The organism is Streptomyces rectiverticillatus (genome assembly GCF_013394065.1).
In the GTDB taxonomy this organism is placed as follows: Bacteria; Actinomycetota; Actinomycetes; order Streptomycetales; family Streptomycetaceae; genus Streptomyces; species Streptomyces rectiverticillatus.
The window spans coordinates 3,295,132-3,311,800 of sequence record NZ_CP040752.1 but is presented as its reverse complement, the minus strand read 5'-3'; the positions used below and the strand labels follow the sequence as shown (position 1 = coordinate 3,311,800).

Genomic DNA, 16,669 nt, shown 5'->3' with positions numbered 1-16,669 from the left:
GGCACGTGCGGGACTTCCAGGCGGAGCTCACCCCATACAGCCGACAGCCCGAGGTCGCCGCCTCCATCCGTTGCCCGAGTAGCCGGTCGCGAGCAGGCCGCCGTCACCTTGGGTTGTCGATATGCAGGCTCTGGCAACCGTCGGTAGCCGCCTGGGCGTCCCAGTCGCTAGAGGGCAGGTCGAGTGGGAGGCTGTGTTTTATGAAGTTCATCCTGAACATCATCTGGTTGGTGCTCTGTGGCTTCTGGATGGCGATCGGGTACGTTGTTGCGGCTCTGATCTGCTTTATCTTGATCATTACCATTCCATTCGGCATCGCCTCGCTGCGTATCGCGAGCTTCGCCCTGTGGCCGTTCGGCCGGACGGCAGTCGAGCGGCGGGACGCCGGTGCGGGTTCGCTGATCGGGAACGTGATCTGGTTCGTCTTCGCCGGGTGGTGGCTGGCCTTGGGGCACATCGTCACCGGCATCGCCCTGTGCATCACCATCATCGGGATCCCGCTGGGCATCGCGAACTTCAAGCTGATCCCGGTCTCGCTGATGCCTCTGGGCCGCGAGATCGTCCCGACGGACCAGGCGTTCGCCGGGCGCTGGTAGGAAACCGCCGGCTCCCGCCGGGGGTCGCCCTTGAGGCCGGGTACGCCGAAGGCGCGCCGGAGGGGGATCCCTCCGGCGCGCCCCGGATGTGACTGCTGCCGACTACCGCTGATTTACCGGTAGTTGACGAACTGGATCGCGAAGTCCAGGTCCTTGCCCTTGAGGAGGGCCTGGACGGCCTGGAGGTCGTCGCGGCTCTTGGAGCTGACGCGCAGCTCGTCGCCCTGGACCTGCGCCTTGACGCCCTTCGGGCCCTCGTCGCGAATGATCTTGGCGACCTTCTTCGCGTTCTCCTGCGAGATCCCCTCCTCGATCGAGGCGAAGATCTTGTACTCCTTGCCGGAGGCCTGCGGCTCGCCCGCGTCGAGCGACTTCAGCGAGATCCCGCGCTTGACCAGCTTGGTCTCGAAGATGTCGAGGACGGCCTTGACCCGCTCCTCGGCATTGGCGCGCATCTCGATCTTGTCGCCGGACCATGCGATCGAGGCGCCGACGCCCTTGAAGTCGTAACGCTGGGAGATCTCCTTGGCGGCCTGGTTGAGGGCGTTGTCGACCTCCTGCCGCTCGACCTTCGAGACGATGTCGAAACTGGAGTCGGCCATATTGAGTTGGCTCCTCGTACGTAGATCCATCGGGGGGTGCGGCTCGGTGCTCCGCCGGCCCGGGGGCCGGTGGAGGAGCGCCCCGTCAGCCTAGCCACCCCGGGCCCGTTCGCACGGGCGATGAACCGAGTGGCGGACCACCCCAGGTCATCGGGTATGGTTTACGTCGTTGCCCCGGAGCGAATCGAAAGAGAGCCCGAGGCGACAGCCCATGGCGGTGTGCCCGAGTGGCCAATGGGAGCGGACTGTAAATCCGTCGGCTTAGCCTACCCAGGTTCGAATCCTGGCGCCGCCACGGAACGGGGCCCCTGACCTGAAAAGGTCAGGGGCTTCTTTCGTTTCCGGGCCGCCTTTCAGCCGCCCGCCGCCGCCTTCACCGCCTCCGTCACCGGCGTGTCGCCGCCGATCAGCTCCAGCGTCCGCCCCGCCGTGCCCGGCTCGTCCAGCAGTGCCGCGAGGACCGCCGCGACGTCGTCCCGGGTCACCTCGCCCCGGCCCGTGGACTCCCCGAGCGTCACCAGCCCCGTACCGGCGTCGTCCGTGAGCCGCCCGGGCCGCAGGATCGTCCAGTCCAGGCCCGCCCTGGCCCGTACGTCCGCGTCCGCCGCCCCCTTCGCGCGCAGGTACGCGGCGAAGACCGGATCGGTGCCCTCCGGGGGCTCGCGGTCGGCGCCCATGGAGGAGACCACGAGGAAACGGCGGACCCCCGCCGCCTCGGCCGCGTCCGCGAAGAGGGCCGCCGCCGCGCGGTCCACGGAGTCCTTGCGGGCGATGCCGCTGCCCGGCCCCGCGCCGGCCGCGAAGACGGCGGCGTCGGCGGACTCCAGATGCTTCACCAGATCGCCCACGGAGGCCGACTCCAGGTCGCACACGACCGGTTCGGCACCGGCCGCCAGGAGGGCGCCGGCCTGCTCGGGCCTGCGGACGATGCCCGCGATCTCGTCTCCGCGCGCGTGCAGCAGCCGCTCCAGCCGCAGCGCGATCTGACCATGTCCACCAGCGATGACAATGCGCATGATCCGACCGTACGCCGATCACCGGAATCCGACAGAGGGCCTCGCCGGACCCGCCCCGGCCCCGCGTCAGGACGGCTCGCCACCGCCGCGCGAGGACTGCCGGGGCAGCTCCAGGGCCGCGGCGGCCGACCCGTCGCAGTACTCCCGCACGGCGCTCGTACGGGCCACCACGCGGCCCTTGTGCACCACGAGGCGGCTGTAGGCCATCGAGAGCACGCCCTCGATGCGCTCGCCGCGGACGGCCAGCAGCTCGGCCGGGAAGCCCGCCTCCACCCGCACCCGCGGCAGCCCCATGGCCGCCCGCGCCCACCCGCTGACCGCCTCGTACGCCTCCTCGGGCCGCAGCTCGCCGTGCGAGGCCAGCAGGAACGCGGCCTCCAGGGGATCGCCGCGCCCGACCGGATTGGCCGCGTCGCGCAGCGCGCCGCTGCCGGCCGCCACCCGCACCCCCGCCGCCCGCAGGAGCCGCACCGGGGCGCAGCGCGAGACGCGTGCGCCGCGCTGCTCCAGTGTCCCGCAGTCGCCCTGCGGCAAGCAGACGACGGTGACCCCGGCGGCGGCGAGCTGCCCGGCCGCCCGGACGGCCAGGTCGCGGGGGAGCCGGGCGAGGCCGCCGCAGGGGCCGAGGGTGACGCCGGGGCGCAGGCCGCCGGCCATGGCGGCCAGCCGGGCGAGCCGGGCCGGGTCGGAGCCGTCGGTGTGCAGGTCGACCGGGCAGCCGGACTCGGCGGCGAGGTCGAGGGCGGCCTCGGCGAAGCCGGTGGGGTCGGGGTCGAGGTCGGGGCAGCCGCCCACGGCGGCGCCCATCTTCACGGCGTCCCGCAGCAGGGCCAGCCCGTCGGCTCCGGCGGCCCCGGTCAGCAGCCGGGGCACGGCGACGGCGGTGAGGTCGGTCAGCCCGCGCAGCGCCCGCCGGGCCTGCAGGACGGCCTCCAGCGAGCGCAGTCCCTGCACGTCGCCGATCCGCACGTGGCAGCGCAGGGCGGTGGCCCCGTGCCCGAGCTGGAGCAGCGCGGCCTCGGTGGCGCGGCGCTGGACGTCCTCGGGGGCGTACGAGACGGGGCCGTCGGCCTCGGCGGTGAGCGCGGTGGCGCCGTGCCCGTGCGGTTCGGCGGGCGCGGGCAGCAGCAGATAGCCGCTGAGGTCCACGCGGGGGCCGGGCGCCAGGCTGCCGGCGGTGCCCACCGCCTCGATGTGCCCGCCGCTGAGCCGCACGTCGACGGTGCGGCCGTCGGCGAGCCGGGCGCCGCAGAGGACGAGGGCGCCGTCGCCGGGCACGACGGCGGGAGGGGTGGCATCGCCGCCGGGGTTCGCCGGGGGCTGCGGCTGGCTGTCGGGCATCGCGCTCCTCCGGGGGCCGGGGCGTGCATGATCACGCAGCACGTCCGAGCGTAGGGCGCGTCAGGAACGGCTTCGAGCAAGCGACGAATAGTCGTACTGGTGTGGTGCGGGAAGGCTTCCGTGGCACCGTCGCGGGCCTCGCTCGGATACGGATTTCACCTTCGGCGGCCAACCGTGTAATGTCTTCCTCGCTCGCCCCAATAGCTCAGTCGGCAGAGCGTCTCCATGGTAAGGAGAAGGTCAACGGTTCGATTCCGTTTTGGGGCTCTGGTGTGAGAGGTTCCTCGCCTTCGGGCGGGGAGTCCCTCCCGCATCAAAGCGGTGTAGCTCAGTCGGTAGAGCAAGCGGCTCATAATCGCTGTGTCACCGGTTCAAGTCCGGTCACCGCTACACGTAGTAGCCGATTGTGGGGTCGGTCCTCCGGTCGGCTACTCTTGTCTGCGTTCATCCGTCCATTCCGTCAAGGAGCACTCACGTGGCTGCCACCGACGTCCGCCCGAAGATCACGCTGGCCTGCGTGGAGTGCAAGGAGCGGAACTACATCACCAAGAAGAACCGGCGTAACGACCCGGACCGTCTTGAGATGAAGAAGCACTGCCCCCGTTGCAACTCGCACACCGCGCACCGCGAGACGCGATAACAACAGGCTCGTTCATGAGGCCGTCCCCATTGCTTGGGGGCGGCCTCGTGGCGTATCCGCCACCGTAACCACCCAGGAGGTGCCGAGCCCATGGCGCTCGACCAGTCCTTCGTAGGGCGGACCTATCCGGCCACCGAACCGTACGAGGTCGGCCGGGAGAAGATCCGCGAATTCGCCGAGGCCATCGGCGACACCAATCCGGTGTACACCGACCCCGAGGCCGCCAAGGCGCTGGGGCATCAGGATGTGATCGCCCCGCCGACTTTCGTCTTCTCCGTCACGTACCGGGCCGCCGGCGCGGTCGTGAACGACCCGCAGCTGGGCCTGGACTATTCGCGCGTCGTGCACGGCGACCAGAAGTTCGCCTACGCCCGCCCCGTGCGGGCCGGTGACCGCCTCTCGGTCGTCTCCACGATCGAGTCGATCAAGTCCCTGGCGGGCAACGACGTCCTGTCGGTCCGCGGCGACGTCCGGGACGAGCACGGCGAGCACGTGGTGACCGCGCACACGACGCTGGTGGCCCGCGCGGCCGAGGAGGCGTGATGGCTGCCCGTATCTCCTACGACGAGGTCGAGATCGGCGCCGAGCTGCCGGCCCGCTCCTTCCCGGTGACGCGCGCGGACCTGGTCCGCTACGCGGGCGCCTCGGGCGACTTCAACCCGATCCACTGGAACGAGAAGTTCGCCAGGGAAGTCGGCCTGCCGGACGTGATCGCGCACGGCATGTTCACCATGGCCGAGGCGGGCCGCGTCGTCACCGACTGGGTGGGCGACCCGGGCGCCGTCGCCGAGTACGGCGTGCGCTTCACCCGCCCGGTCGTCGTGCCGAACGACGACAAGGGCGCGGTGATCGAGGTCACGGCCAAGGTCGCGGCCAAGGACGACGAGCGCCGGACGGTCCGGGTGGACCTGGTGGTCAAGAGCGAGGGCCAGAAGGTCCTGGGGATGTCGCGAGCGGTAGTACGCCTCGCCTGACGCCGGGGGCGCCGCGGCCGAGCGGCGCCCTCCCCCTTTGACATCACAGGTAAGTGACCAATAACTTACTCCTCATGGTCAGGATGAGCGCGGAGGAGCGCCGCGAGAGTGTGATCCGCGCCGCGATCACGGAGTTCGCGCGCGCCGGCTACAAGGGCACGTCCACGGAGGCGATCGCGCGCCGCGTGGGCGTCTCGCAGCCGTATCTGTTCCGGCTCTTCCCCACCAAGGAAGCGATCTTCCTGGCGGCGGCCCACCGCTGCCTGGAGGAGACCCGGGAGGTCTTCCGGAAGGCGGTCGAGGGCGCGCCGCCCCGCGGGGCGCTGCAGGCCATGGCCGCCGCCTACGACCACCTCATCGCCGAGGACCCCGAGAAGCTGCAGATGCAGATGCAGATCTACGTCGCGGTGGCCTCGGCCGAGGCGGCGGGGGACCACGAGTTCGGGAGCGCGATCCGGGCGGCGTGGCTGGAGCTGTGGGACGGGGCGCACCTGGCGCTCGGCGGGGACCCGGCGGAGACGACGAGGTTCCTGGCCAAGGGGATGCTGATCAACACGCTGGTGTCCCTGGGCTTCCCGCCGGACCACAGGGTGTGGAGCGGTTTCTGAGGATCCCCAAGGCCTGCGCCTCCGCACACCCACCAAAGTTAGTGACCAATTACTAATCAAGCAGCCAACAGGGGGAAGCATGCAGCCCAAAGCGATCTGGGCCCTGATCATCACCGGCGTGGCCGGCTTCATGGCGGCCTTGGACAACCTGGTCGTCACCACCGCCCTCCCGTCCATCCGCAAGGACCTCGGCGGGGCGCTGGAAGACCTCGAATGGACCGTCAACGCCTACACGCTGACCTTCGCGGTCCTGCTCATGTTCGGCGCGGCCCTGGGCGACCGCTTCGGCCGCCGCAAGCTCTTCGTCACCGGCCTGGTGATCTTCACGGCCGCCTCCGCCGCGGCCGCCCTCGCGCCCGGCATCGAGGTCCTGATCGCCGCCCGGGCCGTCCAGGGCGTGGGCGCCGCCATCACCATGCCGCTGACGCTCACCCTGCTCACCGCGGCCGTCCCCGCCGACCGCCGGGGCCTGGCGTACGGCATCAAGGGGGCCGTGGACGGCCTGGCGGTCGCCGGCGGCCCGCTCATCGGCGGCGCGCTCACCGAGCACATCTCCTGGCAGTGGATCTTCTGGCTCAACGTGCCGCTGGGCCTGGCCCTCATCCCGCTGGCCCGCCTCCGCCTGGACGAGTCGCGCGCCGAGAACGCCCGCCTCGACCTCCCCGGCACGCTCCTCGTCAGCGGCGGCCTCTTCGGCGTCGTCTACGGGCTGATCAACGCCGACGCGCACGGCTGGACGAGCCCCCGGGTCCTGATCGCCCTCATCGCGGGCAGCGTCCTCATAGGAGGCTTCATCGGCCACGGCCTCCGCGCCGAGCGGCCCATGCTCCCCATGCGCCTCTTCAAGAACCGCGCCTTCGCAGGCGTCAACGCCGCGAGCGTCTTCATGTTCGTGGGCATGTTCGGCGCGATCTTCCTGCTCAGCCAGTTCCTCCAGAACGTCCTCGGCTACTCGCCCACCGAGGCCGGGCTGCGCATGCTCCCCTGGACCGGAATGCCCATGATCGCGGCGCCGCTCTCCGGCTACCTCGCCGACCGCATCGGCAGCCGCCCCGTCGTCGTCACCGCCCTGGCCCTCCAGGCGCTCGGCCTCGCCCACTTCGCCCTGGTCATGAGCCCGGACGTCTCCTACGCGGCCCAGCTCCCCGGGCTGATCGTCAGCGGCATCGGCATGGGCCTGTTCTTCGCCCCCGCCGCGAAGCTCGTCATGTCCAGCGTCCGCCCGGCGGAGCAGGGCATCGCCTCCGGTGCGAACAACGCTCTGCGGGAGGTGGGCGGGGCGCTGGGCATCGCCGTCCTGGCCTCCCTCTTCTCCGCACAGGGCGGCTACGGGTCGCCCCAGCGCTTCCTGGACGGCCTGACGCCTGCGCTGTGGGCGGGGGCGGCGGCGGTGGCGCTCGGGGCGCTGGCGGCGACCCTGATCCCGCCCCGGCGTGACGCCGCCCACGGGGCCGGGGCCCCTGCGGCGAGCCCGGCCACCGCGCCCTGACGGCCCGACCCCGCCGCTGCGCGGCGGGGCCACTCCCACCCACCCGCCCGTTACTGAAAGTGCGTGCTGCACCAGACAAGCGCGACGCGCTCAAGCGGCGACGCGCTGAGGAGGAACCGACTACGGGAGGGGGACGGGGGCGCAGGGGGTGTTTCGGAATGCTGCCGGATATTTGTGGGCGGCGCGCCGGGTGCCCGGTCCGGCAGACGGTTCCGCCCGTAAAATATCCGATTCCGAAACACCCCCGGAGCCCCCGGCCCCCGGCCCCGGACCACCGTGCCCGACCCACCCGTACCCTGGTCTGGTGCAGGAACGACACGACGCCCCCCTCGCCCCCCTGACCACCTTCAGGCTCGGCGGCCCGGCCACCCGCCTGATCACGGCCACCACCGACGCCGAGGTGATCGCCGCCGTCCGCGAGGCCGACGAGACCGCCACCCCGCTGCTGATCATCGGCGGCGGCAGCAACCTCGTCATCTCCGACAAGGGCTTCGAGGGCACCGCCCTGCGCATCGCGACCACCGGCTTCACCCTGAACGGCACCAGCCTCGAACTGGCCGCCGGCGAGAACTGGTCCGACGCCGTCGCCCGCACCGTCGAAGCCGGCCTCGCCGGCATCGAATGCCTCGCCGGCATCCCCGGCTCCGCCGGCGCCACCCCCATCCAGAACGTCGGCGCCTACGGCCAGGACGTCGCCCAGACGATCACCGAGGTCGTCGCCTACGACCGCCGTACCGGCGAGACGGTGACGCTCACCGACGCCGAGTGCGCCTTCTCCTACCGCCACAGCCGTTTCAAGCAGGACTCCGCCCGCTACGTCGTCCTCCGCGTCCGCTTCGAGCTGGAGGACGCGGACGGCATGTCCGCCCCCATCCGCTACCCGGAGACCGCCCGCGCCCTCGGCGTCGAGGCCGGCGACCGCGTCCCCGCGGACCAGGCCCGCGAGACGGTCCTCAAGCTGCGCGCGGGCAAGGGCATGGTCCTCGACCCGGAGGACCACGACACGTGGTCGGCGGGCTCGTTCTTCTGCAACCCGATCCTGACCGAGGCGGAGCACGCGGCGTTCCTGGACCGCGTGGCGGACCGGCTCGGCCCGGACGTGGCGCCTCCGGCGTACCCGGCGGGGGAGGGGTTCATGAAGACCTCGGCGGCCTGGCTGATCGACAAGGCGGGCTTCACGAAGGGGTACGGGGCGGGCCCGGCGCGCATCAGCACGAAGCACACGCTCGCTCTGACGAACCGGGGCGAGGCCACGACCGAAGACCTCCTGGCCCTGGCCCGCGAGGTCCGAGCCGGCGTCCACGAGGCGTTCGGGGTGACCCTGGTGAACGAGCCGGTCACGGTCGGCGTGGCACTGTAAGAGCGGCCTTTTGAATGGCGAGCCGCGTCAGCCGGCGAGCCAGTCCTCGATCCCCCGCAGCAACCCCGCCCGCACAGCCTCCGGCGCAGCCGACCCCCGTACCGACTGCCGCGCCAGCTCCGCCAGCTCGGCATCGGTGAAGCCGTGGTGCTCCCGCACCAGCTCGTACTGCGCGGCGAGCCGCGAGCCGAAGAGCAGGGGGTCGTCCGCGCCGAGAGCTATCGGCACGCCGGCGTCCCACAGGGCGCGCAGGGGCACGTCGCCCGGCTTCTCGTAGACGCCGAGGGCGACGTTCGACGACGGGCACACCTCGCACGTCACCCCCCGCTCGGCGAGCTTCCGCAGAAGCCGCGGATCCTCCGCGGCCCGCACCCCGTGCCCGACGCGCGACGCGTGCAGGTCGTCGAGGCAGTCCCGCACGCTGCTCGGGCCCGCCAGCTCGCCCCCGTGGGGCGCGGCCAGCAGCCCGCCTTCACGGGCGATCTCGAAGGCGCGGTCGAAGTCGCGCGCGAGGCCGCGCCGCTCGTCGTTGGAGAGCCCGAACCCGACCACGCCCCGGTCGGCGAACCGCACGGCGAGCCGCGCGAGCGTCCGCGCATCCAGCGGGTGCTTCATGCGATTGGCGGCGACGAGCACCCGCATGCCCAGGCCGGTCTCCTTCGAAGCGGTCTCGACCGCGTCGAGGATGATTTCCAGAGCGGGGATGAGCCCGCCCAGCCGCGGCGCGTACGACGTCGGATCGACCTGGATCTCCAGCCACCCGGCCCCGTCCCGGACGTCCTCCTCCGCGGCTTCCCGCACGAGCCGCTGAATGTCCTCCGGGGCCCGCAGGCACGACCGCGCGATGTCGTACAGCCGCTGGAACCGGAACCAGCCCCGCTCGTCCGTCGCCCGCAGCTTCGGGGGCTCACCGCTGCTCAGTGCTTCCGGGAGGTGCACCCCGTACTTGTCGGCGAGCTCCAGCAGGGTGTCGGACCGCATCGACCCGGTGAAGTGCAGGTGCAGATGGGCCTTCGGCAGCAATCGGACGTCACGAACACTCTCCATTCGCAGATCCTGCCGCATGCACAGGCCAACCGGAAGGGAGTTTGTCTCAACGGCCCCCTTAACGGGCGCCGCCCCGAAAACGAATACGGGCCCCCGGCACCAGCCGGGAGCCCGTATGCACGAAAGCCAAGCCCAAGCCCAAGCCCAAGGCCAAGCCCAAGACCTAGGCCCTGGCCTCCGCCAGGAGCTTCTGGATCCGCGAGACGCCCTCGACGAGGTCCTCGTCGCCCAGCGCGTAGGACAGCCGCAGGTACCCCGGCGTGCCGAAGGCCTCGCCCGGCACCACCGCGACCTCGACCTCTTCCAGGATCAGCGCGGCGAGCTCCACGGACGTGGCGGGCCGCTTGCCGCGGATCTCCTTGCCCAGGAGCTCCTTGACCGACGGGTACGCGTAGAAGGCACCCTCCGGCTCGGGGCAGAAGACGCCGTCGATCTCGTTGAGCATGCGCACGATCGTGCGGCGGCGCCGGTCGAAGGCGAGCTTCATCTCGTCGACGGCGGACAGGTCACCCGCGACCGCGGCGATCGCGGCCCGCTGTGCGACGTTGGACACATTCGACGTGGCGTGCGACTGCAGGTTCGTCGCGGCCTTGATCACGTCCTGCGGGGCGATGACCCACCCGACCCGCCATCCGGTCATGGCGTACGTCTTGGCGACGCCGTTGACGACGATGCACTTGTCGCGGAGCTCCGGCACCACGACCGGCAGCGACGAGAACTCGGCGTCGCCGTAGACGAGGTGCTCGTAGATCTCGTCCGTCAGCACCCACAGCCCGTGCTCCGCGGCCCAGCGGCCGACGGCCTCCACCTGCTCGCGCGAGTACACAGCGCCGGTCGGGTTCGACGGGGAGACGAAGAGCAGCACCTTCGTCCGCTCGGTGCGGGCGGCCTCCAGCTGCTCCACCGAGACGCGGTAGCCGGTGGTCTCGTCGGCGACGACGTCGACGGGGACGCCGCCGGCCAGCCGGATGGACTCGGGGTACGTGGTCCAGTACGGCGCCGGGACGATGACCTCGTCGCCCGGGTCGAGGATCGCGGCGAAGGCCTCGTAGATGGCCTGCTTGCCGCCGTTGGTGACCAGCACCTGCGAGGCCTCGACCTGGTAGCCGGAGTCGCGCAGCGTCTTGGCGGCGATGGCGGCCTTCAGCTCGGGCAGGCCGCCGGCGGGCGTGTAGCGGTGGTTCTTCGGGTCGCGGCAGGCCTCCACCGCGGCCTCGACGATGTAGCCGGGGGTCGGGAAGTCGGGCTCGCCTGCACCGAAGCCGATCACCGGGCGGCCGGCGGCCTTGAGGGCCTTGGCCTTGGCGTCGACGGCGAGCGTCGCGGACTCGGAGATCGACCCGATGCGGGTCGACACCCGGCGCTCGGTGGGGGACTGGACGGAGGGCTCGGAAGGAGGAGTCGCAGCGGTCATGGGGGCATCGTTGCAGACGGGGGACGAAGCGGGAGCACCCGTTTCCCATATGGCTTCGCGTACGGTCCACGTACGGTCCACGTACGGTCCACAAGCCCCGGAAGAAGCCATTCCGGCAGGGCTCCGCGACCCGTCGCGGCACAAGCTGTTCGACGCACGCCCCAGGACCACGTACACTCACTCGTCGTTGGCCCTCACCGGCCGCAATCCGGCTCCGCACACACCGTGCGAACGCTCGGATGCGGTACGTTGGGGAAACCACAAAGGGTCGTAGCTCAATTGGTAGAGCACTGGTCTCCAAAACCAGCGGTTGGGGGTTCAAGTCCCTTCGGCCCTGCTACACGCATCGTCACCAGGGTGCGTGCGTGCGTACGTACTGAAATGCACCGCCGTGCGGCTCAACCGGGCGCGGCACGGCTCACGACCCGGATTCAGGTGAGGACGTAGTGACGGAAGCCCTTGGCTCCACCGCGACGCCTGAGAGCGGTCGTCCCGAGGACGAGGTGGCCGCCAAGAAGGGCCGCCGTGGCGGGAAGCGCGGGAAGAAGGGCCCCTTCGGCCGCCTCGCGCTGTTCTACCGCCAGATCGTCGCCGAGCTCCGCAAGGTCGTCTGGCCCACCCGGGGCCAGCTGTCGACGTACACCACTGTGGTGATCGTCTTTGTCGTCATCGTCATTGGCCTGGTCACCGTGATTGACTATGGATTCACCAACGCCGTCAAGTACGTCTTCGGCTGAATCCGCGGGTAGGGCGGCTGCCGTGAGGCGGGCCGCCCCTTTCGCACGTTCCACCCCTTGTAGCCAGGAAGAAGCAGCCACGTGTCTGACCCGAACCTGAACGACGCCGTCGAGCCCGTCGAGGCGGCAGAGGCCGACGTGGATGCCGCCGCCTCGGCAGAGGTCGAGGGCGACGACACCGCGCAGGAGATCGTCGAGGGCGCCGACGCCGCCGACGAGCTCGACGCCGAGGAAGCCGCTGCGGGCGAGCCGGCCGAGGAGGCCGCTCTCCACGTCGAGTCCGACGAGGCCGCCGAGGACGAGGCCGAAGAGGCCGCCGAGGAAGAGCCCGCCGTCGACCCCATCGCGGCCCTGCGCGAAGAGCTCCGCGGCCTGCCCGGCGAGTGGTACGTCATCCACACCTACGCCGGTTACGAGAACCGCGTGAAGACCAACCTCGAGCAGCGCGCCGTCTCGCTGAACGTCGAGGACTACATCTTCCAGGCCGAGGTGCCGCAGGAAGAGGTCGTCCAGATCAAGAACGGCGACCGCCGCACCGTCCGCCAGAACAAGCTCCCGGGCTACGTCCTGGTGCGCATGGACCTGACGAACGAGTCCTGGGGCGTCGTCCGCAACACCCCGGGCGTCACCGGCTTCGTCGGCAACGCCTACGACCCCTACCCGCTGACGCTGGACGAGATCGTCAAGATGCTCGCCCCGGAGGCCGAGGAGAAGGCCGCCCGCGAGGCCGCCGAGGCCGAGGGCAAGCCGGCGCCGCAGCGCAAGGTCGAGGTCCAGGTGCTGGACTTCGAGGTGGGCGACTCGGTCACCGTCACCGACGGTCCGTTCGCGACCCTGCAGGCCACGATCAACGAGATCAACGCCGACTCGAAGAAGGTCAAGGGCCTCGTCGAGATCTTCGGTCGCGAGACCCCGGTCGAGCTCAGCTTCGACCAGATCCAGAAGAACTGACACTTCTGAACAAACGCCTCCGAACAGGTCAGACGGGCTGATAAAGCCCGTCTGACCTGCTCGGTTTTTGGCCGCAGCATGTTACCCGTTATCGTGGTGCGGTATGCCTGCGCGCACTGTGCGCAGGCAAAAAACTCTCACTAGGACCCGGAGAGAGCAATGCCTCCCAAGAAGAAGAAGGTCACGGGGCTTATCAAGCTCCAGATCAGCGCCGGTGCCGCGAACCCGGCTCCGCCGGTCGGCCCCGCGCTGGGCCAGCACGGCGTCAACATCATGGAGTTCTGCAAGGCCTACAACGCCGCGACCGAGTCGCAGCGTGGCATGGTCGTGCCGGTGGAGATCACGGTCTACGAGGACCGTTCCTTCACCTTCGTGACCAAGACTCCGCCGGCCGCGAAGCTGATCCTCAAGGCCGCGGGCGTGGACAAGGGCTCGGGCGAGCCGCACAAGACCAAGGTCGCCAAGATCACCGAGGCGCAGGTCCGTGAGATCGCCACGACCAAGATGCCCGACCTGAACGCCAACGACCTGGACGCCGCGTCGAAGATCATCGCCGGCACCGCCCGTTCCATGGGCATCACGGTCGAGGGCTGACCTCCACCCCCCTGGCAGCACCCCGTGGAAGGGCCAGCGCCGGCCCGTACCACGACTCCAATCACCACTGAGGAGTTTCAGTGAAGCGCAGCAAGACTCTTCGCAACGTGGACGCGAAGATCGACCGGGAGCGTCTGTACGCCCCGCTCGAGGCCGTCCGCCTGGCGAAGGACACCTCCGCCACCAAGTTCGACGCGACCGTCGAGGTTGCCATGCGTCTGGGCGTCGACCCGCGCAAGGCCGACCAGATGGTCCGCGGCACCGTGAACCTTCCGCACGGCACCGGTAAGACCGCCCGGGTCCTGGTCTTCGCGACCGGCGACCGTGCCGAGGCCGCGCGTGCCGCGGGCGCCGACATCGTCGGCGCCGACGAGCTCATCGACGAGGTCGCGAAGGGCCGTCTGGACTTCGACGCCGTCGTCGCCACCCCGGACCTCATGGGCAAGGTCGGCCGCCTCGGCCGCGTGCTCGGTCCGCGTGGTCTGATGCCGAACCCGAAGACCGGCACGGTCACCCCGGACGTGGCGAAGGCTGTCACGGACATCAAGGGCGGCAAGATCGAGTTCCGCGTCGACAAGCACTCGAACCTGCACTTCATCATCGGCAAGGTCTCCTTCGACGAGACCAAGCTGGTGGAGAACTACGCCGCGGCGCTCGAGGAGATCACCCGCCTCAAGCCGTCCGCCGCGAAGGGCCGCTACATCAAGAAGGCGACCCTGACCACCACCATGGGCGCCGGCATCCCGCTGGACCCGAACCGCACCCGCAACCTCCTCGTCGAGGACGAGGCCGTCTGATCCTGACCGGATCACGACGCCTCTGCGCGTAAGCGAACGAGCAGGCCCCGCATCTCCTGTGAGATGCGGGGCCTGCTCGCGTTTTTAACGTCTTCGATGCGGTTGTCCGGGGTATCCGCCGGTGAGGTGAACTAACGTTCACATTGATCGCTTTTGAGTAGAGGGGGGCAAGGACATGCACGAGTCCACCTGGAAGCGCCTGGGCCTGTCCGTGACGGCCGTGGCCCTGCTGGCCGGCGTCACGGCCTGCGGCGGCGGCGAGAAGGACGACAAGGGCGCCTCAGGGGCCTCCACCAAGGCGGAGAAGCCTGCGGCGGCGGGGGTGGCGGCCGAGGCCGTCAACGCGGCCTTCAGGAAGACGCAGTCGGTGAAGTCCGCCAAGTTCAAAATGACCATGAAGGTGCCGGGTCTGGGCGATCAGCCCGTGACCCTGGAGTCCTCCGGTGTCATGGGGTGGGACCCCGCCGTCGTGGACCAGCGCGTGGCCGGGCTGCCCGGGAAGGACGGCGCTGCCGCCGAGAGCCGGGTCATCACGATCGGCAGCGTCACCTACACGGACGTGGGCCCGGAGGCCGCTGCCAAGAACGACGGCAAGCGCTGGCTCAAGATGGACGTCGCGGAGATGGCCAAGGAGTCCGGCGGCGACTCGAAGGCCCTCCAGCAGCTCATGGGCGGCGGGCAGGGGCAGAGCCAGGACCCGGCCAAGCAGATGGCGCTGCTCAAGGAGTCGCCCAACGTCAAGCTGGTCGGCGAGGAGACGGTCGAGGGGAAGCAGGCCCGGCACTACAAGGGCACGCTCACCGCGGACGAGGCCGTGAAGTCCAACAAGAGCCTCGAGGGCCTCGACGAGAAGGACCGGCAGCAGTTGCTGGACTCGATCAAGCAGGCCGGCATCACGCAGTACGACATGGACGTCTGGGTGAACTCCGACGACCTCCCCGTGAAGCTGGTCATGAACATGGACACCGTCAAGGGCCGGATGGAGATCACCCAGAACCTCTCCGACTTCGGGGCCAAGGCCGACGTCCAGGCGCCTCCGGCGGAGCAGACCGTCGACCTGCTGGAGAAGATCAAGAAGATGAAGGAGACCGGCGACACCCCGTCGCTGTCCTCCTGACCTGCGGGGAAACCGCCGCCCGGGGGCCGATTTGCCTCCGGGCACCCCCTTCGCGTACCTTCTTGCAGAAGCCAAAGACCGCTGGTCGTTGCTGTGCCTCTGCAAAGAGGTGTGGTGGCCGAAGGATCCGCTAGCTGCGGGCGACCTGCGCAGGTGATTTGAGGATGCACTCCCGCGACGACTTCGGGTCGAAGCGGTCGAGTTACGCCCCGAGCGCCTGCGCCGGGGCGTTTCGTTTTGCCCAAGTCCCTTCGCATAGCGGTCCCGAATCACCCGGAAGGAGGCCGAGGCTCATGGCGACGTCCGCCAAGGCTGCTGCGGTTGCCGAGCTGACGGACAAGTTCCGTAGCTCGAATGCCGCTGTGCTGACCGAGTACCGCGGTCTCACCGTGGCGCAGCTCAAGACGCTGCGCCGTTCGCTCGGTGAGAACGCGCAGTACGCCGTGGTGAAGAACACGCTCACCCAGATCGCGGCCCGTGAGGCCGGGATCACGCTGGAGGACCAGCTCTTCGCTGGCCCGACGGCGGTTGCCTTCGTCACCGGTGACCCGGTGGAGTCGGCGAAGGGTCTTCGTGACTTCGCCAAGGAGAACCCCAACCTCATCATCAAGGGCGGTGTCCTTGACGGTAAGGCGCTGTCCGCCGATGAGATCAAGAAGCTTGCGGACCTCGAGTCCCGCGAGGTTCTGCTCAGCAAGCTGGCCGGTGCCATGAAGGGCAAGCAGTCTCAGGCTGCCTCGCTCTTCCAGGCGCTGCCGACGAAGCTCGTCCGCACTGCGGACGCGCTGCGCGCCAAGCTCGCCGAGCAGGGCGGTGCCGAGTAATTCGGCTCGCGCATTGATCGGTGCCGCACAAGGGCGGCATTGATCGCAGCGGGCCGCACGCCCGCCGACATGTACATCCGGCACCTGCCGATTTAGTGGAAGGACCCGCCACCATGGCGAAGCTGACCCAGGACGAGCTGCTCGCGCAGTTCGAGGAGATGACCCTCATCGAGCTCGCGGCCTTCGTGTCCGCGTTCGAGGAGAAGTTCGACGTCACCGCCGCCGCTGCCGCGCCGGTCATGGTCGCCGGTGCCGCCGGTGGCGCCGCTGCCGCCGAGGTCGAGGAGAAGGACGAGTTCGACGTCATCCTCACCGCCGCCGGTGACAAGAAGATCCAGGTCATCAAGGTCGTCCGTGAGCTGACCTCCCTGGGCCTGAAGGAGGCCAAGGACCTCGTCGACGGCACCCCGAAGCCGGTCCTCGAGAAGGTCGCCAAGGACGCCGCGGAGAAGGCCGCCGAGGCCCTCAAGGGCGCCGGCGCCTCCGTCGAGGTCAAGTAAGGCCTCTGGTCCATGCGCCTTCGGGCGCATGGCGCGAGTCGTCTGACTCTTTCCGCCGGCGG

The 16,669-nt window shown here is 70.0% G+C and carries 19 protein-coding genes and 4 tRNA genes; 18 read left to right on the top strand and 5 right to left on the bottom strand.

Annotation, left to right across the window (positions count from 1 at the left end):
- Positions 1-200: 200 nt before the first annotated feature.
- Positions 201-596: a YccF domain-containing protein gene (locus tag FGW37_RS14240; protein ID WP_179081393.1), complete on the top strand. Its 396-nt coding sequence runs from the start codon at positions 201-203 to the stop codon at positions 594-596.
- 113 nt (positions 597-709) lie between these two features.
- Here the strand turns inward: FGW37_RS14240 and FGW37_RS14235 are convergent, their stop codons facing one another.
- The gene (locus FGW37_RS14235; protein WP_058046849.1) at positions 710-1,198 is read right to left on the bottom strand and encodes a YajQ family cyclic di-GMP-binding protein; all 489 of its coding nucleotides are present in this window, start codon (positions 1,196-1,198) and stop codon (positions 710-712) included.
- 213 nt (positions 1,199-1,411) lie between these two features.
- On the opposite strand from FGW37_RS14235, the gene FGW37_RS14230 reads away from it, so the two are divergent.
- A tRNA-Tyr gene (locus FGW37_RS14230) sits at positions 1,412-1,493 on the top strand.
- A 58-nt stretch (positions 1,494-1,551) separates the two neighbouring features.
- Here the strand turns inward: FGW37_RS14230 and FGW37_RS14225 are convergent.
- Both FGW37_RS14225 and FGW37_RS14220 read right to left on the bottom strand, forming a co-directional pair.
- Positions 1,552-2,214 carry an NAD(P)H-binding protein gene (locus FGW37_RS14225; protein WP_179081392.1) on the bottom strand — a complete coding sequence of 221 codons (663 nt, stop codon included), beginning with the start codon at positions 2,212-2,214 and terminating at the stop codon, positions 1,552-1,554.
- Positions 2,215-2,280: 66 nt separating this feature from the next.
- On the bottom strand, positions 2,281-3,555 hold the full coding sequence (locus FGW37_RS14220) for an amidohydrolase family protein (protein ID WP_179081391.1): 1,275 nt from the start codon (positions 3,553-3,555) through the stop codon (positions 2,281-2,283).
- Between the two features lie 194 nt (positions 3,556-3,749).
- Here FGW37_RS14220 and FGW37_RS14215 point away from each other — a divergent pair.
- The 8 genes from FGW37_RS14215 (at position 3,750) to FGW37_RS14180 (ending at position 8,626) form a co-directional block, all read left to right on the top strand.
- Positions 3,750-3,822 (top strand) — tRNA-Thr (locus FGW37_RS14215).
- Between the two features lie 50 nt (positions 3,823-3,872).
- Positions 3,873-3,945, top strand: a tRNA-Met gene (locus FGW37_RS14210).
- An 85-nt stretch (positions 3,946-4,030) separates the two neighbouring features.
- A complete protein-coding gene (rpmG, locus tag FGW37_RS14205; RefSeq protein ID WP_006604855.1) occupies positions 4,031-4,195 on the top strand; it encodes a 50S ribosomal protein L33 in 165 nt (54 codons plus the stop codon).
- A gap of 90 nt (positions 4,196-4,285) precedes the next feature.
- On the top strand, positions 4,286-4,738 hold the full coding sequence (locus FGW37_RS14200; protein WP_179081390.1) for a MaoC family dehydratase N-terminal domain-containing protein: 453 nt from the start codon (positions 4,286-4,288) through the stop codon (positions 4,736-4,738).
- Positions 4,738-5,169 carry a MaoC family dehydratase gene (locus tag FGW37_RS14195; protein WP_179081389.1) on the top strand — a complete coding sequence of 144 codons (432 nt, stop codon included), beginning with the start codon at positions 4,738-4,740 and terminating at the stop codon, positions 5,167-5,169. The genes FGW37_RS14200 and FGW37_RS14195 overlap by 1 nt, the downstream gene beginning before the upstream one ends.
- A 74-nt stretch (positions 5,170-5,243) precedes the next feature.
- Positions 5,244-5,777 (top strand): TetR/AcrR family transcriptional regulator, encoded by a 534-nt coding sequence (locus FGW37_RS14190; RefSeq protein WP_179081388.1) that lies wholly within the window; start codon positions 5,244-5,246, stop codon positions 5,775-5,777.
- A 79-nt stretch (positions 5,778-5,856) separates the two neighbouring features.
- Entirely contained in the window at positions 5,857-7,266 is a 1,410-nt protein-coding gene (locus tag FGW37_RS14185) for a DHA2 family efflux MFS transporter permease subunit (protein ID WP_179081387.1), read from the top strand.
- 304 nt (positions 7,267-7,570) lie between these two features.
- The gene (locus FGW37_RS14180) at positions 7,571-8,626 is read left to right on the top strand and encodes a UDP-N-acetylmuramate dehydrogenase (RefSeq protein WP_179081386.1); all 1,056 of its coding nucleotides are present in this window, start codon (positions 7,571-7,573) and stop codon (positions 8,624-8,626) included.
- Between the two features lie 27 nt (positions 8,627-8,653).
- Here the strand turns inward: FGW37_RS14180 and FGW37_RS14175 are convergent, their stop codons facing one another.
- Positions 8,654-9,673 (bottom strand): adenosine deaminase, encoded by a 1,020-nt coding sequence (locus FGW37_RS14175; RefSeq protein ID WP_246430388.1) that lies wholly within the window; start codon positions 9,671-9,673, stop codon positions 8,654-8,656.
- 163 nt (positions 9,674-9,836) lie between these two features.
- The gene (locus FGW37_RS14170; RefSeq protein ID WP_179081384.1) at positions 9,837-11,087 is read right to left on the bottom strand and encodes a pyridoxal phosphate-dependent aminotransferase; all 1,251 of its coding nucleotides are present in this window, start codon (positions 11,085-11,087) and stop codon (positions 9,837-9,839) included.
- 264 nt (positions 11,088-11,351) lie between these two features.
- Here FGW37_RS14170 and FGW37_RS14165 point away from each other — a divergent pair.
- The 8 genes from FGW37_RS14165 (at position 11,352) to rplL (ending at position 16,607) form a co-directional block, all read left to right on the top strand.
- Positions 11,352-11,424 (top strand) — tRNA-Trp (locus FGW37_RS14165).
- Positions 11,425-11,533: 109 nt separating this feature from the next.
- A complete protein-coding gene (gene secE / locus FGW37_RS14160) occupies positions 11,534-11,824 on the top strand; it encodes a preprotein translocase subunit SecE (protein WP_030368429.1) in 291 nt (96 codons plus the stop codon).
- Between the two features lie 81 nt (positions 11,825-11,905).
- Positions 11,906-12,775, top strand: a complete 870-nt coding sequence (nusG, locus tag FGW37_RS14155; RefSeq protein ID WP_179081383.1) for a transcription termination/antitermination protein NusG — start codon at positions 11,906-11,908, stop codon at positions 12,773-12,775.
- A gap of 159 nt (positions 12,776-12,934) precedes the next feature.
- The gene (rplK, locus tag FGW37_RS14150) at positions 12,935-13,369 is read left to right on the top strand and encodes a 50S ribosomal protein L11 (protein WP_058046838.1); all 435 of its coding nucleotides are present in this window, start codon (positions 12,935-12,937) and stop codon (positions 13,367-13,369) included.
- An 80-nt stretch (positions 13,370-13,449) separates the two neighbouring features.
- Positions 13,450-14,166 carry a 50S ribosomal protein L1 gene (gene rplA, locus FGW37_RS14145; protein ID WP_179081382.1) on the top strand — a complete coding sequence of 239 codons (717 nt, stop codon included), beginning with the start codon at positions 13,450-13,452 and terminating at the stop codon, positions 14,164-14,166.
- Positions 14,167-14,341: 175 nt separating this feature from the next.
- Positions 14,342-15,283: an SCO4651 family lipoprotein gene (locus FGW37_RS14140; RefSeq protein ID WP_179081381.1), complete on the top strand. Its 942-nt coding sequence runs from the start codon at positions 14,342-14,344 to the stop codon at positions 15,281-15,283.
- Between the two features lie 293 nt (positions 15,284-15,576).
- Entirely contained in the window at positions 15,577-16,107 is a 531-nt protein-coding gene (gene rplJ / locus FGW37_RS14135; protein WP_058046835.1) for a 50S ribosomal protein L10, read from the top strand.
- Between the two features lie 113 nt (positions 16,108-16,220).
- Entirely contained in the window at positions 16,221-16,607 is a 387-nt protein-coding gene (gene rplL, locus FGW37_RS14130) for a 50S ribosomal protein L7/L12 (RefSeq protein ID WP_058046834.1), read from the top strand.
- Positions 16,608-16,669: the final 62 nt, after the last annotated feature.

Coding starts and splice junctions, on each gene's coding strand:
- FGW37_RS14240 (WP_179081393.1), top strand. CDS start 201: ATGAAGTTCATCCTGAACATCATCTGGTTGGTGCTCTGTGGCTTCTGG.
- FGW37_RS14235 (WP_058046849.1), bottom strand. CDS start 1,198: ATGGCCGACTCCAGTTTCGACATCGTCTCGAAGGTCGAGCGGCAGGAG.
- FGW37_RS14225 (WP_179081392.1), bottom strand. CDS start 2,214: ATGCGCATTGTCATCGCTGGTGGACATGGTCAGATCGCGCTGCGGCTG.
- FGW37_RS14220 (WP_179081391.1), bottom strand. CDS start 3,555: ATGCCCGACAGCCAGCCGCAGCCCCCGGCGAACCCCGGCGGCGATGCC.
- FGW37_RS14200 (WP_179081390.1), top strand. CDS start 4,286: ATGGCGCTCGACCAGTCCTTCGTAGGGCGGACCTATCCGGCCACCGAA.
- FGW37_RS14195 (WP_179081389.1), top strand. CDS start 4,738: ATGGCTGCCCGTATCTCCTACGACGAGGTCGAGATCGGCGCCGAGCTG.
- FGW37_RS14190 (WP_179081388.1), top strand. CDS start 5,244: ATGGTCAGGATGAGCGCGGAGGAGCGCCGCGAGAGTGTGATCCGCGCC.
- FGW37_RS14185 (WP_179081387.1), top strand. CDS start 5,857: ATGCAGCCCAAAGCGATCTGGGCCCTGATCATCACCGGCGTGGCCGGC.
- FGW37_RS14175 (WP_246430388.1), bottom strand. CDS start 9,673: ATGGAGAGTGTTCGTGACGTCCGATTGCTGCCGAAGGCCCATCTGCAC.
- FGW37_RS14170 (WP_179081384.1), bottom strand. CDS start 11,087: ATGACCGCTGCGACTCCTCCTTCCGAGCCCTCCGTCCAGTCCCCCACC.
- rplK (WP_058046838.1), top strand. CDS start 12,935: ATGCCTCCCAAGAAGAAGAAGGTCACGGGGCTTATCAAGCTCCAGATC.
- FGW37_RS14140 (WP_179081381.1), top strand. CDS start 14,342: ATGCACGAGTCCACCTGGAAGCGCCTGGGCCTGTCCGTGACGGCCGTG.
- rplJ (WP_058046835.1), top strand. CDS start 15,577: ATGGCGACGTCCGCCAAGGCTGCTGCGGTTGCCGAGCTGACGGACAAG.
- rplL (WP_058046834.1), top strand. CDS start 16,221: ATGGCGAAGCTGACCCAGGACGAGCTGCTCGCGCAGTTCGAGGAGATG.